Source organism: Candidatus Magnetominusculus xianensis (genome assembly GCA_001541255.1).
GTDB lineage: Bacteria > Nitrospirota > Thermodesulfovibrionia > Thermodesulfovibrionales > Magnetobacteriaceae > Magnetominusculus > Magnetominusculus xianensis.
The window spans coordinates 1-15,800 of record LNQR01000067.1; the positions used below are offsets into that span (position 1 = coordinate 1).

At 45.2% G+C, this 15,800-nt stretch carries 11 protein-coding genes; 2 read left to right on the top strand and 9 right to left on the bottom strand.

The genetic code is table 11. The features are described 5' to 3' along the window. Positions 1-521 precede the first annotated feature (521 nt). Genes ASN18_RS09280 through ASN18_RS09300 form a run of 5 tightly spaced genes read right to left on the bottom strand, consistent with a single transcriptional unit; the run spans position 522 to position 7,393 of the window. Positions 522-2,435: a serine/threonine-protein kinase gene (locus tag ASN18_RS09280; RefSeq protein WP_085052470.1), complete on the bottom strand. Its 1,914-nt coding sequence runs from the start codon at positions 2,433-2,435 to the stop codon at positions 522-524. A 15-nt stretch (positions 2,436-2,450) separates the two neighbouring features. Next, positions 2,451-3,179, bottom strand: coding sequence for a PP2C family protein-serine/threonine phosphatase (locus ASN18_RS09285; protein WP_085052471.1), 729 nt, complete (start codon positions 3,177-3,179; stop codon positions 2,451-2,453). Then, positions 3,176-5,281 carry a trypsin-like peptidase domain-containing protein gene (locus tag ASN18_RS09290; RefSeq protein WP_085052472.1) on the bottom strand — a complete coding sequence of 702 codons (2,106 nt, stop codon included), beginning with the start codon at positions 5,279-5,281 and terminating at the stop codon, positions 3,176-3,178. Before ASN18_RS09290 ends, ASN18_RS09285 begins: the two co-directional genes overlap by 4 nt. 25 nt (positions 5,282-5,306) lie before the next feature. After that, positions 5,307-6,848, bottom strand: a complete 1,542-nt coding sequence (locus ASN18_RS09295) for a VWA domain-containing protein (RefSeq protein ID WP_236861640.1) — start codon at positions 6,846-6,848, stop codon at positions 5,307-5,309. Continuing rightward, the gene (locus tag ASN18_RS09300; RefSeq protein ID WP_085052474.1) at positions 6,836-7,393 is read right to left on the bottom strand and encodes an FHA domain-containing protein; all 558 of its coding nucleotides are present in this window, start codon (positions 7,391-7,393) and stop codon (positions 6,836-6,838) included. The genes ASN18_RS09295 and ASN18_RS09300 overlap by 13 nt, the downstream gene beginning before the upstream one ends. Positions 7,394-7,647: 254 nt before the next feature. On the opposite strand from ASN18_RS09300, the gene ASN18_RS09305 reads away from it, so the two are divergent. Then, positions 7,648-8,196, top strand: a complete 549-nt coding sequence (locus tag ASN18_RS09305; RefSeq protein ID WP_157072916.1) for a pyridoxamine 5'-phosphate oxidase family protein — start codon at positions 7,648-7,650, stop codon at positions 8,194-8,196. A 103-nt stretch (positions 8,197-8,299) separates the two neighbouring features. Beyond that, the gene (locus ASN18_RS09310; protein ID WP_085052476.1) at positions 8,300-8,767 is read left to right on the top strand and encodes a hypothetical protein; all 468 of its coding nucleotides are present in this window, start codon (positions 8,300-8,302) and stop codon (positions 8,765-8,767) included. A gap of 126 nt (positions 8,768-8,893) precedes the next feature. On the opposite strand, the gene ASN18_RS09315 is transcribed toward ASN18_RS09310, so the two are convergent. The 4 genes from ASN18_RS09315 to ASN18_RS09330 form a co-directional block, all read right to left on the bottom strand. Further along, positions 8,894-9,607, bottom strand: a complete 714-nt coding sequence (locus tag ASN18_RS09315; protein ID WP_085052477.1) for a DUF4276 family protein — start codon at positions 9,605-9,607, stop codon at positions 8,894-8,896. Then, positions 9,604-10,755: an AAA family ATPase gene (locus ASN18_RS09320; RefSeq protein WP_157072917.1), complete on the bottom strand. Its 1,152-nt coding sequence runs from the start codon at positions 10,753-10,755 to the stop codon at positions 9,604-9,606. The genes ASN18_RS09315 and ASN18_RS09320 overlap by 4 nt, the downstream gene beginning before the upstream one ends. Before the next feature lie 150 nt (positions 10,756-10,905). Beyond that, a complete protein-coding gene (gene smc / locus ASN18_RS09325) occupies positions 10,906-14,400 on the bottom strand; it encodes a chromosome segregation protein SMC (RefSeq protein WP_085052479.1) in 3,495 nt (1,164 codons plus the stop codon). A 53-nt stretch (positions 14,401-14,453) separates the two neighbouring features. Continuing rightward, the gene (locus tag ASN18_RS09330) at positions 14,454-15,716 is read right to left on the bottom strand and encodes a magnesium transporter (RefSeq protein WP_085052480.1); all 1,263 of its coding nucleotides are present in this window, start codon (positions 15,714-15,716) and stop codon (positions 14,454-14,456) included. Positions 15,717-15,800 lie beyond the last annotated feature (84 nt).

Below are 15,800 nucleotides of genomic sequence, written 5' to 3' on the forward strand. Positions count from 1 at the left end.
ACCACTAACTGGAGAGCCGTATGCGGGAAATCCGCCTGTACGGTTCGGAGGGAGGGGAGGCGAAAACCTTCCCTACCCCTATCAGGAAACTATTGGTCGGAGCTAAAAGTATAAGCATTTTCCGCCTGATTTCTCTAATGCGTTTGCCCTGAAATTATATCGCATATAAGCTTCCAATTGGAGGGAAAGATGTTATAATTCCTGCTCATAAAAATTCGCAGACAGTTGTCATCGGCCAGGTAAAAAGACATGCAGGGAATTTTATAACAGAAACTGAGATCAGGAAATTCATAGGCGGGGCAATGCTTAAAGCTTTTGAAACGAGAAAAAGCTTAGGCATACTTACTCCGATTGTGTGTGCGTATTGGACAACTTCCGACTTTAATCCATCGGCAAGGAAATTTGCATAAAAAATGGGGCTATGGTACTTAAATGGTTTGGGACTAGCCTATCTGTCACAAAGAGTTGGCATTTGTGATCCAGCCGCTGTGATAGCTTAACGAGATTTTGGTGAAATTCTCTTAAAACCGTCCTTCTGAGGTGAGCTTTATAATTACCTCTTTTGCGCCGTCATCTCCAAGACGTACTGCTGTGGTTAAGTCCGCGTTTCCTTTCCTGATGTCCATGAGCGGACATCTTTTGTCATAATAACTAATGCCGCGAAGCCGGTAGTTAAAGCCATCTTTAGGAGACAGCTCTATGGCCTTTGAAAAATCGGAGACGGCTGCTTCACACTTGTCAGTCATCTGATATATTAATCCGCGAATAGCGTATGCGTCGTTACTATTTGGCCTTATCTTTATAGCGCTGCTATAGTCGGCAATTGCCGATTGGAATTCCTTCTTATCAAAGTGTGCGTCTGCCTTATGCATATATATATAATAGCGCTGCTCCATATCCGATGGGTTTAAATCGAGCGCTTTACGAAAATCTGATATTGCCTCGGCATAGAAATTCCTGTTGTGATTTACTATAGCCCGGTTCATATAGTAGAGATATTGATTTGGATCTATTTTTATCGCCTCGCCAAAATCTGATACGGCGTTATTTAATTGCTTCAACTCTAAGTAGGCAAGTCCGCGGTAGTAATATCTCTCCGCAGAAGGTTCATTGTTTATCGCCCTGGTGTATGACCCTACGGCGCTTGCGTAATCTTTTTTCGATGCAAAGTCCTTCCCCTTGTTAAAGTCTACGACTGATTGTTTTTTGGCCTCTTCCAACTTTTTGGCCTCTTCCTCTTTTACGCGCTGCGCCTCTGCGGCTTGTTCTGCCTCTAATTTTTTTTGCTGTTCAATTTGAGCCTTCTTTTCAGCTTCTTTCAGATATAGTGAAAAACCGCTGACGCTGAGCGCTATAACTATTACAAGGACGGCGGCTATGAGTATGGCCTTTTGCAGTTTCTTGTTGTTAAGCAGCGCCGCCCAATCTTTTTTGACCGGCTTGGCGGCTGCGGCTTTCGGCTCTGCAACATTCAGGAGCATATCCTGAAAATCCTTTATCGTGGCAGGGCGTGAGTTCAGGTCCATTGACATTGCCTTTAAAAGCGCATCGTTGAGGTATTTAGGGATGTCAGGGACTATATCAATCGGTGCTTTTAGGGGAACCAGGGCTAATCGTTCTGCCGCATCTGTCGGGATTTGTCCGGTAATCAGGTTATATAGTGTAGCGGCACATGCGTAGATATCTGTCCACGGGCCTTGTTTGCCTCTGGCGTGGTACTGCTCCGGGGGTGCGTAGCCCGGGGTCATCACCACGGTCAGGGCTTGCGTTTTATCTACAAAGGAATCTCTTGCCGCTCCAAAATCAAGCAATATCGGCCTTCCGTTCACTGTTATATAGATATTATGTGGTTTAATATCCCTGTGAACGATATTGTTATCATGCACCTCTTTCAGCCCGTCCAGTATTGGCATCATAATATCGACGGCAGTCTTCCAGGGGATTCTTTCGTTTGCCTGCCTGCTTAAATATTCATTGAGGGGAATCCCATCGTAGTAGTCCATTACAATATATGCAGTGGCGTTTTCCTCGAAGAAACTCCTTACCCTTACGATGTGTGAGTTGTCAAACTTCGCAATCGTCCGTGCCTCACCAAGGAATTGCTCAAGGCCATATTTAAAGTCTGCCCCGGCTTCTTTTGAGTGCGGCTCAAGGGTTTTTTTATTGCTTCCCCTGCTTGCCAGTTGTCGCGGGACATATTCTTTTATAGCCACCCTGTTTTGTAATGTCATGTCCCAGCCCAGGTACGTTATGCCAAAGCCGCCGGGCTTACCCAGCATCTTACCGGTTATGTAGTGTTTGTCGTTGAGGATTGTCTTTAACGGCAGGGCCAGCGAACCCTGATCATCGCCCTCATCGAAGCCGCATTTCGGACAAACTGTGAGTTCGCCCTTTTCCTGAAAACACCCCGGACATATTGCCTTTAATGATGCCATAGCCTCTCCTCAGGATTATCCTACACCTACTGCTATTGCCGAGTAGTTGTCATATTCGCCGTCAACGCGTCTGATTATCCTGCTGCGCATATGGCACAGCCACTTCTCAGGTGTCTCAGACTTTGCATAGTCTATCTCCATTTCCGTCTCTGTTATGTTGTCCCAAAAACCGTCAGTGCATATCAAAAAGGCGTCACCTTTCTCTACAGATACCTTATTGTCCATTATAGTTGCCCTTACGCCACCTTCAGCGCCGAGGCACTTTAGGATTCTGTTTCTGTCCTCGTGGCAGCGTATCTCCTCTACAGTTATCTCTCCGGCATCGGCAAGGGCCTGCGGCACGCTGTGGTCTTTGGTTTGAAAGTATATGCGGCTGCCTTTAAACATGTACAGGCGCGTGTCCCCGGCATGTGCCCACATGCAGTTTTTATAATCGCTCACCAGGAGCGCTATTGTTGTACGCATGGAGCTGAGATCAGGGGCCTGCTGTTTTTTTATTATCTCACCCTGTGCCTTTTCAAGATAATTAGTCAGGTGTCTTGAAGTCAGGCCGGGGGAGGCCTCAAATGCCTCCAGCACTGCCTCAACCGCAGTTTTAGATGCTGTCTCACCACCATTATGTCCTCCTGCGCCATCGGCAGCTACCCAGCAGGCAAATGACTTTAAGGTCAGAAATCCACAGTAATCTTCGTTGTTTGGCCTTCCGCCTTTGTGCGTAAATTGTTCTGTCCTAAATTCTGTCATCTTTCATAACCCAGTTCAAACATGCTTAACTTGTCGCTCAGATAGAAGCCTTCACCGGAGTTGACATAGTATTTCTTGTGCGCGGTAAGACGCTCGCCACCGCGTAAAAACGTCCCGTTTTTTGAGCCGCAGTCCTCAATATAAAAAGACCTTGCTGGAGTGTCATAGCCAACCTTGCAATGTACTGAGCTTATCGTATCATTTGATTTCATAAACACTAAATTTGACCTGCGCGGGTCGCGCCCAATTATCACTTGATCGGTATGCAGGGGGATTCTAGCGCCCGAGTATTCACCATTTACCCCTATTAGAAGCGGGCGGCCCCGGTTATTTACCGGGTTATTTCCCGGCTCTGGCGGAACACCCTGAGGGGCTGCGGCATTTTCATTACGTCTTTTAAAAAGCAGCAGTGTAATTATCACCATAGCGGCGGCCACCGTGACAGCGGCGGCTGTGTTGGTAGTATTGTTGTCAGAGGAGGCAGAAGGCGCGGCAGAGGGCTGAGGTGATGGTGAGGCAGAGGGCTGTGTTGGTTGAGAAGTTTGCGCCGGGGTTGGCTTAGGTACAGGTGCTTGAGTTTGGCGCGGTTGTTGTGGAGGGGCAACTATCGGGGGATTGCCTTCTGAATACAGGATTCCAGCCATTCTGAGCTCTGATACAAGCTCGTCAACCTGAACCGCCCAGCCGATGCCCTGAACATCCTTTTTTACAATCTTTAATGTGTTTATCCCGACAACATAACCTTTGTCGTTAAACAGTGGACCGCCTGAGTTGCCGGGATTAATTGTCGTGTCTGTCTGGTACATCCGTACTCCTTCGGGGTTTGTTACCTTTGCGCTTATTATGCCTTTTGTTACCTTCGGCTCTAAAAAAGTTGCCTTGTCCATACCATAATCAGCGGCGCCGGGAAATCCTATCGCATAAACTGTTTGAGCATCCTCTACCTTATCGCTCAACACAAGCTCTGCCGGTGTCCTGTCAAGCCTGCTTGACAGATTTAAAATTGCTATATCCTTTGTCTCAGAGTGGCGGACAACTTTAGCCTCCCTCACATCGTCAAATGTGAGCGCAACCATGGGCTCGCATCCTTTCTCTATGCACGCCACCACATGCCAATTGGTAACAACATGAAACCCATCGCCTATGACGAAGCCAGACCCTGAACCTATTAGTTTACCATTATAAAAATTGACTATCCTTACCGTACTGTCCTTCATTCTCTTTATCGGCAGGTCATCGGCTGAGGCAATTGTGCCTGAAAACATGAAAATCGCGATAATCAAAGACGCCATTTTCTTAAATAATCTGCCGATAAATGATGACCTTCTCGCCAGAGTACATGTCAGCACTGCCGCCGACGTGTTGTCCTGATTTGACCGCTGCTTTGATATTGCATTATGTACCAGTGTCTCTGCCGATGTCTGCGGGTCTTCGGTCATGGATTCCTTTATCTCAGCAGGCGTCAGGGAATTATACAGGCCGTCGCTGCAAAGTATCACGCTGTCACCGTCTGACAGAGGATATGGTCTTACGTTTCTGTCTACTACCTTAAGCTCCGGAAGCCCCAGATAGCTTGTCAGGGCAAATCTATCGGGGTCGTTATAAATCTCCTCTTTCGTGCGCACTCCGGCCTCGAATTCCTCCAATAATTTGTTTTCATAGGTATGGTCTGTATTTATCTGAGTAAGCGTGCCGTTTCTGAGCAGATATATCCTGCTGTCACCAGCGCTGATCCAGTATAGATAAGAGTTGTGAATCACACACGCAGCCATCGTAGTGCCAGCTGCCGCAGCCGTGTCATTGTCGTCCGATACGGAGAGCGCGCGGTCGTTAGCACAGGTAATCGCCTTTGAGAGGGCATCGGCAATGGTCTCGTCCGGGCGCTTTGACATATAGCTTTCCAACATAGCTTCAATTGCGGCAAGGCTTGTCTGTCTTCCCATCGCCATACCTCCCATGCCGTCAGCAAGGGCAGCCATCACGCCGCCGTGTCTGGCAAATGCGGTGTCTGAAAAGTCAGAAAACCCCAGCGCATCCTGCTGGTCGGCGCGTGTGCCAGGGTGCTGGGCGTTTCCAGGGGCTATGTTCAGCTTTTTATTCATCTTGCCCTAACCGTCTTACTTCTCTTTATTTCTCTGGTGGCAGGGATACACGCAGCTCCGTCTGCCCTAGTGTTATAGTATCGCCGTCATCAATTTTTTGTACCGACGTCAGAGATACCCCATTTACCAGTGTGCCGTTTGTCGAGCCGAGGTCTTTGATATAAAACCTGCCGCCGCCTCTGCTTATCTCACAGTGTACGCCAGAAACCTCGATGTCATCGGCGATTGTCACCGCGCAGTAAGCCTTATTGCGCCCCATCACAATGGGCTTATCCAGCACTGCCTCGTATATCCGGCTGTTGAGAATGTCTGTGAATTTGATAGTTATGCCGCGCTGATGCACAGGGGGCGGTTCATGCTGCTTTCCATTAAAACGCTGTGCCCCGGCGTATTTTGCCTTAACCGCATTGTTTTGCTGGCGCAGTCTCTTCTTCCTTCGCATCGCAATAATCATGATTAATACCACAGCTATGGTTAAGCCAGATATGAGATATAACAGTGTGGCCGTAATCTGAGCGGTCTGGCTCTGGGCTGATGGAGCGGGTACGGGAGCGGCGGAAGGCGCTGCCTTAACGCGCGGCAGTATGCGTATATCCATGCCGTCGGTTATTTGCTTTTTCCCTGCGGTCAGTGTCAGTTGAAGCCTTGAGACCTGCCCATCGCCCGTGCAGTTGTCGCAGGTGAGGTTTATTATAAATGAGTTACGAATTCTGCTGTTTAGTGTTGTATATATCTCATTATATGGCATGGTGTTTGCCATTATCAGTTCCCCGCCAGACCTCCTTGCAAACTCGCCAAGCATCTTAAGGTGTTCGTCTTTTTTGGGCGTTGGCGGCGGGTTAAAAAATCCTATGGCATATATGGGGATTCTGTCAACTTTCAGTAAGTCAATGACCTCGTCTTTGGTCATGCCCCCGGCGAAGTCGTCCTCACCGTCTGACAGTGTGATGATTACTTTTCTTGCAGGCAGGCTGGCGTCCTTACGTCTGCCCATCTCTACCGCCATGGTCAGCCCCCTGTGGAGCTGTGTCATGTCGTCAACCGGCCTTAGTGCATTAATCTTTGACTTCAATTCGTTTTTGTCTGCCGTATAGTCACAGACTACCTTGACATCTTTGCCAAAGGTGATAAGGGCTGCCATATCCTTTTGCGCCATGTTACCTATCAGGGCGGAGACCGCCTCACGCATATGGTCAAATTGCTGAGGCTTCAGAGATTTGGATATATCCACTAAGAACACATATCCAACTCCCTCACCAGATTGAGCGAACGGGCGAATCTCTGCCGTTAGAGTTTGGGCAGAGCCTATGCTTCCTGTGATTTGATATTTAACAGTTTGGCCAGTATCATTGTCAGTGGTCTTGTTGTCAGTGGCTGCTATGTCGGCTGTGATGCCTGGCATCTCGGCATATACCTTTATGTTTGGCAGCTCTACAGCCGCCTGCTCAACACGAAAGCCCCCTGTTTCAGCAGATAACACCGGTGAAGGCAGGGGTGACGGCAGCAGAATGAATAATATCAGGTATATCAGGCAGCTAACCGCGCCCACCGGTCTTATGCCTCCCATCTGAAATGCTCCCCACAGCATGGAAAAAACTTCAGCCGTGTCTTTCCTAGTTCTATCTCGTCGTATGGTTTAAGCTCCTTAACGGTGTCAACCTCCTCACCGTTGAGATACACTATGCCTCGGCCATCTCCTGAGATGATCTTAAATGCGTTCGACTTGGGGTTGTAACTTATCACTGCATGATTGTTTCTTGAAATAGCCTCGTCTCCCTTTATACATATGTCCATCGTATCGGCACGCCCTATGAAGTTCTTTTCGCTGCGTAATCGGTAATCTTTCCCCTTTTGAGTACCCTCAATACATACAAGCCACCCCGTAACGGGTTCTGTGCCTGTCTTGTCCTTAAAGACACCTACGGTCTGCGCTTCGGCATGAGCGGCAGTACGAGCACCCTTTGCCCGCGTTGCAGGGAAATCATCTATATCCAGTTGTCTGCTGCCACCTTTCGGGCGCGTTGAACCTATGTCAGGGATGTTTACTCCGCATAATGGACAGTTGGAATATTTATCGGAGTCATAGTAGTGTCCACTTGGGCATCGCTTCATATTTTAAATTCCTCCTTTATGTTCTATGCCAGTATAACTGTCAGAAAATATTTATATTAATGTTATGTTTAATATTATGTGGCACCTCGTTTAAGGATAAGATATAATTTTTTCCTGCAATTTGTCAATTGTGCGAATGCCGGAATTTTATGAATTTACGTATATTTTGTGCCACCGCAACAGGCAAATGTTATAATACATTACACGCGCACGCGCTGTGTAAGATGGAACTCTCTCAGGAGGATAATAATAAAATGGGACGACAGTACAGCACACTAACAGACGAGGATATGGAGTTTATTAAACTGCAGAAGGTGTTTTATATCGCCTCGGCAAGCAGCAGGGAGGTTAATCTATCCCCGAAGGGGTATGACAGTATCAGGGTCATTGACGGTAAGTCGGTGTTGTTTCTCGATTATCCGGGAAGCGGTGACAGAACTGCAAGGGACATCCGCGAAGGCGGCGATGTAACGCTGATGTTTACAGCATATACGGGAAAGCCCTCCATCTTGCGATTGTTTTGCAAGGGACAGATTATCGAAAAGACTGACCATAGATTCACAGAACTATTAGGACACTTCACAGGCTGCGATGAGCGGCTGATTCGCAGGATACTGATATTTGACATATATACGGTGGAAAGGAGCTGCGGGAAATCTGTCCCTATAATGAAATTTGTGGAAGAACGAAGAGACCTCATTGATGCAACATCAAAACTAAGAGATGCCGGAACGCTTATGAAATTCATCGAAGAACATAAAAGGCCGCCTGTCTTAAAGTCACCGCCGCTGATACAACAGTGAAACTAAACCTTTTCATATGTCCATGTGTCTAATCCTTAACACATGGAAGTAAGACATTAAGCCCCGCCTGACGGGGTAAAAAAACTTAGACGGAGGGAGTTAAATGAAAAAGTCAGCAGCAGTCATTGTGGTTTTGTGTTTAATGATGTTTGCAGTTACCTGCAATGCCGAAACTGAAAAACAGAATACTGATAGGAAGATGCACAATCATGAGCAATTTAAGACCGCTAAAAGGCAACATCTGCTCAAAGCCCTCGACCTCGACAAAGAAACCTCAGCAAAACTCACGGCTGTCCTCGATAGTTATGACACCAAAAGACATGATGCAAAAAAGTCCATGAAGGATAATATAAAAGACCTTAGAGAGGCCGTAAAAAACAAGAAAGGGGATGCTATAAAAGACTTGCTGGGGAAATTAGAGTCCAATCACGCCGCATTCAAGGCCTTGATGGAATCAGAAAAGACCGAGATAAAGGGGATTCTCTCAGAGGAACAACAGGCCAGGTACATACTGTTTATGGTAGATTTCCACAAGAAGCTCAGAAAATCGATGCATAGAAATAACCCCTGACGCCCTACTACCCTGCACCCAAGGCACCCCCTCATAAACATGAGGCGGGTGCCTTAGTAATTTCTTATCGCTTCAAATTTAGGCAATCCTACAATTTGGACGGTTTTTAATGTAATCCTGCAACTATCACATAACGCTTTCATCTATGCAATCGATGAAATATTTAAGGCTTTTTACCTTATTCAGGACATCTTCCGAGCCTAAAAGATAATCATAGTTTATATTATAGGCAATACGATATGAGTCTGTCTCATGTTTCCCATAAGTTTGATCAACAAGATCATAAATCTTACTCACAATTTCAGCCGGATGGTCATACATTTCAGGATTATCATTTTTTAGGTTTATTTTTAATTCTTCTATAATTTTGTCATGGGTAAGGGATGGGTATATTTTTAAAAACAAATCAACGTCTGCAAGAAACCATGCCTCAATTTCCATAATAGCCAAGATTAGTTGTATCTTTTTTTTATCATATAACTGTAATTCTATAATACTTTCTACAATTTTATTGAAAGCTCTTATTACAGCATTTTTTTCTTCTCTTTTTTTCGGATATAGATCGCGCAAGGCTAACAAATAGCTATAGTTAGTCTTAACAATAAGTTTTTGTGCACGCTCTTTAACAGCAGAAAAGATGTTACCATCTCCAGTAACATTATAAATCAAAAAGAAGTATTCAGCATTTAGATTCTTTCTAATACCTTTGGCTATAATGCAGTCTCTTCCTTTTTCTTCGAAATACAATTCGATCTTAGTTGGGTTAATATATTCATAGAGAAATCTTTTAACAAAAATCACTTCAGTCTGGCCTTCAACGAATATAGCGATTTTTTTCAATTGTCAGTCCAGTCTTTATACATTATTCCACTGAGCATATCAAAATTATTCAGTCCCATAAATTTAAATTCATCAAATCTCTCTTTATTATTGTAGTAATTGAAGGATTCTACTACATGACCGTTCCTTTCCAATATATTTATACATTCCAAGTCTACAGAATTTATTAAAAATCTGTCATTCGACGTTGCAATCAACTGGATTTTACTATTTCTCAAAGTCTCAAACAACCATTTAGTGATTTTAGAAGATCTTTCGAAATCCAATCCCTCACCTAAATCGTCAATCACAATCGTACACTCTTTATCTAAACTTATTAGATACTGAATGATAACAACTAAGGATAATGCTCTATACATTCCTTGAGACATGTTAGCTTGTTCTGTCACACAACTTAAACCAATTTCTTTAATTAATGAAACAGGAAATTCCATTAATGAACCAGGAACCTTTCGTTTACCTATAGAGATATTATCTATAGGATAGCCAATTGTTGTAAAGGCTTCTATAATAGACGATTCGATTGCATTGTTTTCTAATATCTTCTCTAATAGGAAAGGAACACTTTCTAGACCTTCCAACAATGTCTCAGGACTATAAGGTATTTTAATACGGGATGGTTCTACACCACTAAAAGAGAAGCCATAAAAATTTCCTGACCATTTTAATAAATCTTCCAAGAAAGGATGCTCTTTTACATCGCGTCTTACATTAATGGTTAATCCATCTTTTGGTGGAGAAAATTTGACCATTTTACCTTGTGTGTCAGAATAAATTTCTCCACTTTCATTTTCTCTTTTCAAAATAGTTTTTCCATTTTTTGTAATCTCCTCTAAAGCTATTATGTTGTCATTTATTTCTAATTTATATTCATAGGAAACATCTGTGATAGGGTCTTTAATTTCTACAAACCAATTCCCACTATTAAGCTTCACCTTTTTTGATAAAATAATGTGTAAGCCATTGATTACTTTCATCAACCTTGACTTTCCTGTTGCATTCAGCCCAATTATCAGATTCAGTTGAGCAAGATTGACATCTTTGATTTCCCAAAAGTCATCTTTATCTTTATTTTCATGATAATTTATTTTAGTCAATATCATTTTATTACCCTCACATTTTATTAAAACATCTGCCCATACAACCACGTCCAACACATCTTTCCATCTCTAATCGAAAGCTGCTATATAGTTATATATACTTATCAGTTTTTATGTCAAGTGAATTCAAGTCATCAATATTGGACTCAAGATAGAATTCGTCAATTCCAAAACTTTGAGTTAGGTGTGCTTGCCGTATCAGTTAGAAACTGCAGCGGTCAGCTCCATGGATATTACCTTTGATACGCCTGGGATTTCGTTTGTGACGCCGTATATGTAGTCAGCCGATTCCATAGTCACGCGGTTGTGGGTGATAACGATGAACTGGGTCTTTTCTGCAAGTTCTTTCAGCATTGAGGCAAACCTTACGGTATTGGAGTCGTCAAGTGCGGCGTCTGCCTCGTCGAGTATACACATGGGGGTGGGTTTTATTAAAAAGCCCGCAAAGACCAGCGATATAGCCGAAAGGGTTTTTTCGCCGCCGGAGAGCAGGTTTATGTTTTGAAGTTTCTTCTGCGGCGGCTGAACCACGATGTCTATGCCGCACTCCAGTATGTTTGTAGTTTCGGTTAATATAAGCTCCGCGCGCCCGCCTCCAAAAAACTTCTTGAATGTCTCGTCGAATTTTAAATTCAGCATGTTAAAGCCGTCTGTGAGTTTTTGCCTTGTCGTTGAGTTAATCTTTGCTATGGCCTCTTCGAGTTCCGCTATTGACGTCAATAAGTCGTTTTGTTGTGCCAGGAGAAAATCGTATCTTGTGGTCAGCACCTCGTACTCTTCAATACTTGCAAGATTTACAGGGCCAATCTCTGAGATTTTGCGCTTGAGTACTGCTGTTTTTTCCTCTTCTCCGTGTGCAAGCGGGGGGGCCTGCAGTTCGTCTATTGTCTTGCCGTAGTTTGTGGTTACAATACCCTGTATGTTTTCAATTCTCATGCGGGATTCTGTCAGGCGAAGCTCCAGTTCGGTTACTGCCCCGCGTGTCTGTTCATGCTTGTGACGCAGCATACCAAGAGCTGCCTCAAATTCATGTACTATCTTTATATCAGCTTCGATTTGCGTCTTTTGTTCCAGAATTTTTGACTTAAGGGCGTCTGCATTTTCTGTGAGCAGGGCAAGTTTTTTCTCCTCAGTCTGGATTTCTGCGCTGAGGGCTTCCTGCTTTACGGTGAGGGTGCCTGTTTCTTTATCAGCGTCAGAGATCCTTTGCTCAAGGGTCTCGATTTTCTTTGTGTGTGAGGTCTTTTCAGCACGGGCAGCCCTTAGTCTTTCTCTCATGCCGGTTATAGAGGCCTTTTTCTCAGTGAACGAGGCACGAAGGGTCTCAAGGTGGACTTTTTTGTCCGTAACCGTATCCCGCAGCTCTTCTATATAGGAATTAATCTCTTCTTTGCGGGTCTGTACGAGCTTCTCCTCATCATGGCGCTGGCTGAGTTTCTCGTTGAGGGCGGTGATTTCCTTGTCTGTCTGTTCGGATTCGACTTTCATATAGTGCAGCTTTTGTGTGAGACGGTCTTTGTCTTCAGTGTGTTTTTTTAGGTTGAGTTTTAAAATGGAGAGTTCCTTGTCCATAGCAGAGATGATATTGTCTATTGTCTGTTGTTCTTTTTTCAGCGTTTCGCGCCGCTGCAGCGATGAGTTGAGACGCCCTTGCAGGGCATTTAGTGCGATAGACGAGGCGGCTGTCTTTTCCTTAAGCTCTCTGATATTACGCAGATGCTTTAATATTGTCCCGCTCTTTCCCGTTGTAACAACACCGGATGGCTCAACTATGTCTCCGTCTAGTGTGGCAAAATGAAAACTGCTGCCCTTTGACAACTGGTACAGGGCGCGCTGCATGTCATCTACTATTATATAATGCCCAAGAATTGCCCTTATCGTCTCCGTATATTCAGGTGGAGTTTTCACCACGCTGAAGGCGTTGACACCGCCCGATGCCTCGCTGCTAATTTCAGCGCTTTGACCCAACGTGTTTACCACAAGCGATGTACGCTCTGAGGCTCGTTCCTTTAGAAACCTTACGCCGTTTTTCAATGCCTCGAAATCTCTGACAATAAACCCCTTGATCTTTCTTCCCAGAGCGGCCTCAACTGCTGTTTCATACTTACGCGGGACGTCTATTATGTTTGACACAAGAGCCATGACCTCTATGTTTTGAGTGAATTCCTTCACGTTCAGCTCGGCGGCCGTTACCTCCTCAAGCGATTTAAGCCTTGAGGTATCACCGGCAAGGGATTCCCTCATCGAGGCAATTTCGGCGCGCGTGGAGTCAATCTCCTTCTGCAGCGACTCTGATTCACCGGCGAGAAGCTCTTTCTTTTTCTTGTTTGCGTCTATGGACTCCTGCCTTTGGAGTATTGTACGCTCTGATTTTTTTATCTCAATTTCGTGTGTCTCGTGTTCAGTTGCTGCGTGCTTAAAAAACGACGCCGCGGAGTCCTTTTTTTGCTTTAGAGAACCGGCGGTTGACTGAATCCTTGCAATCTCGTTCCTGATTGTGCTTATCTCGTCTGAGACTTTAAAGAGGCTGCGGTTTTTTTCCCTGAGTTCTTCCTCCACGCCATCAAGGGACTCTTCGGTCTGAATGAGTTTTGCCTTATCTGTCTCGATTGCCTTGTCAAGGTCATCACACTTAGCGCCTAGTTCGGTCTCAGACTGGGACAGCTCCGTAACTCTGGCTGCGGCCTCGTCCTTTTCGGTGCAATATGAGCTTATCTGAGCCTTCAGCCTTTCTGTGTGCCCGGAGATATTGTCAATCGCGGAGCGTTTTACGGCAATGTCTTTCTCCAGCATTGAGAGGTCCCTGTCCAGCTCTCTTTGGGATTGGCTTAGGGTGTCAAGGGCCTTTTGTTTTTCTTCTATGACCCTGCTGGCGGCCTCGCGGGCAGAGTCTTTTTCTGAAATCCCTGCGGCAGTCACCTGAAGTTCGGCAGAGAGGGTTTCGATTTCAGAGGTAAGCCTTGTGTACGTGTCCATGAGCAGGGCGTAATCCCGCTTTGCGATTTTTAGTTCTATGAGGCTGAGTTCGGTAGTCAGCGCCTTAAATTTCTCGGCCTTTTTTACTTGCCTGTCAAGTGAGGATATGCTGCGCTTTACCTCTGAAACAATGTCGTTAATCCTGTCAAGATTGGCCCTGGAGCGTTCAATTTTTGCAATTGCCTCGGATTTTCTCACCTTATACTTCATCACACCGGCAACTTCCTCGATAAGAAAACGCCTCTCAATAGGTTTTGTATTTAGGATTTCGCTGATTCTGCCCTGTTCTAAGATGGAATAGCTCCTGACCTCAAGACCGGTGTCAAGAAAAATCTCCCGCACGTCTTTGAGCCGACAGCGGGTCTTGTTAATATAGTATTCGCTTTCACCGGAGCGGTAAAGCCTCCGTGCTACCTCGACAATGTTGTCAGTGCCGGAGCTGCCGTTACCGTCAGCCGAGCCGGTAAAATACAGCACGGCCTCGGCCATACCCTTTGCCTTTACCTCAGAGGTACCGTTAAAGATAATCTCCTCCATTTTCTCTCCGCGAAGGGTCTTTGCATTCTGTTCGCCAAGCACCCATCTGAAGGCGTCTACTACATTGCTCTTGCCGCAGCCGTTTGGCCCGACAATACATGTAGTTCCCGGGTGCATGGAAAATACTGTCTTATCGGCGAAAGACTTAAAGCCGTTTATCTCTAGTTTGACTATTCTCATGATTCAATAATAACTACCAGTACACTGTGGGCAGTGCCAGAGTACTTAATCTGTCAGATTTTTTTTCTCTTTCTTTTAGCCGATGGCGGCAGCATCTGATCTATAATATCATCAACGGTAATCAGCCCCATCATTCGCTGTTCGTCATTTACAACGGGTATTGCTACCAGATTATACTTCGAGACCATGGCAGCAACCACATCCTCGTCGTCTTCCGGGCGAAGGGATTTAATATTTGTCTCCATGATGTCACTAAGTTTTAGTTCTGGGTCATTGAGAAACAAGTCCTTCAGTGTGATAACCCCGACAAGTCTGTCCTGTTCTCCGCTGACATAAATATGGTAAACAGTGTCTATATCTTTGGAGTCTTCCCTGAAATACCCTATCGTCTCGGCAATTGTTGCTGATTCCGGGTAGAGCAGGTATTCGATATTCATAAGCCCTCCGGCGGTGTCCTGTTCGTGGCAGAGGAGTTCGGCGATGTTGTCGGCGTCTTCAGGTTCGATAGTGCCTAGTATTTCCTGAGTCCTGTTTGCTGGCAGGTCACTGAGAATATCAGCGGCGTCATCGGGGGACATCTCCTCGATGATGTCTGCGGCCTTTTCGGTGTCCATGCTTGCAAGGATTTCAAGCTGTGTCTCAGGCTGGAGTTCAGTCAGGGTTTCAGCGGCGGATTCAACGTCAAGCCTGTGAAAAAATGATGCGCCCTCTTCTCTGGATACTGAGTTGATTATCTCAGCCAGGTCTGCCGGGTGCATCTTTGAGAGCATCTGCTGCGGCATAGTCAGGGAAATAGACGTAAGGCGCGGACTGAGGGGCTGCAGATAGTCCCATCTGATAAGATTGTAAGGCAGAGGAATTCTAAACAGCCGGAGGAATTTCTCCCCCTTTTTTTCTATTCCAAAGCGCCTTAAGATACCTCTCATGCCAATATCAATGGCGACAAAGACGGCATTACCGTTATATCCTTCGATTTTAATATCGTTGACGCGCACAACTTTAGCCCCGTTAATATCGACAACTTGTTTGTCCAGAATATCGCGGACTGCCAGCAGGTCCTGTTCATAGCGCTCATAGTGCGGCAGATTGTCTTTTGTTTGTGTTGTAGTAATGATTCTCTTGTTAAATACGGTAAGCGATTTATAGTCAAGACAGTAGTATGTCTTTTTCCTTTCAATAATGATTGATTCAAGGTCGGGCAGACTGATGCCCTTAACAACAACAACATCCCTTATTCTACCGAGGTCTTCACCCTTTTGGTCAAAGACCGGCTTTTTCAGAATCTCGCTTAAAAATATTTCACCAACAAGAGGCATCAACAACTCCGCCTTGAATATATTTTAACTCAGCATAATGATAACATAGCAGGCTATGATAATTTCAACAAAAAAGGAGGTAAG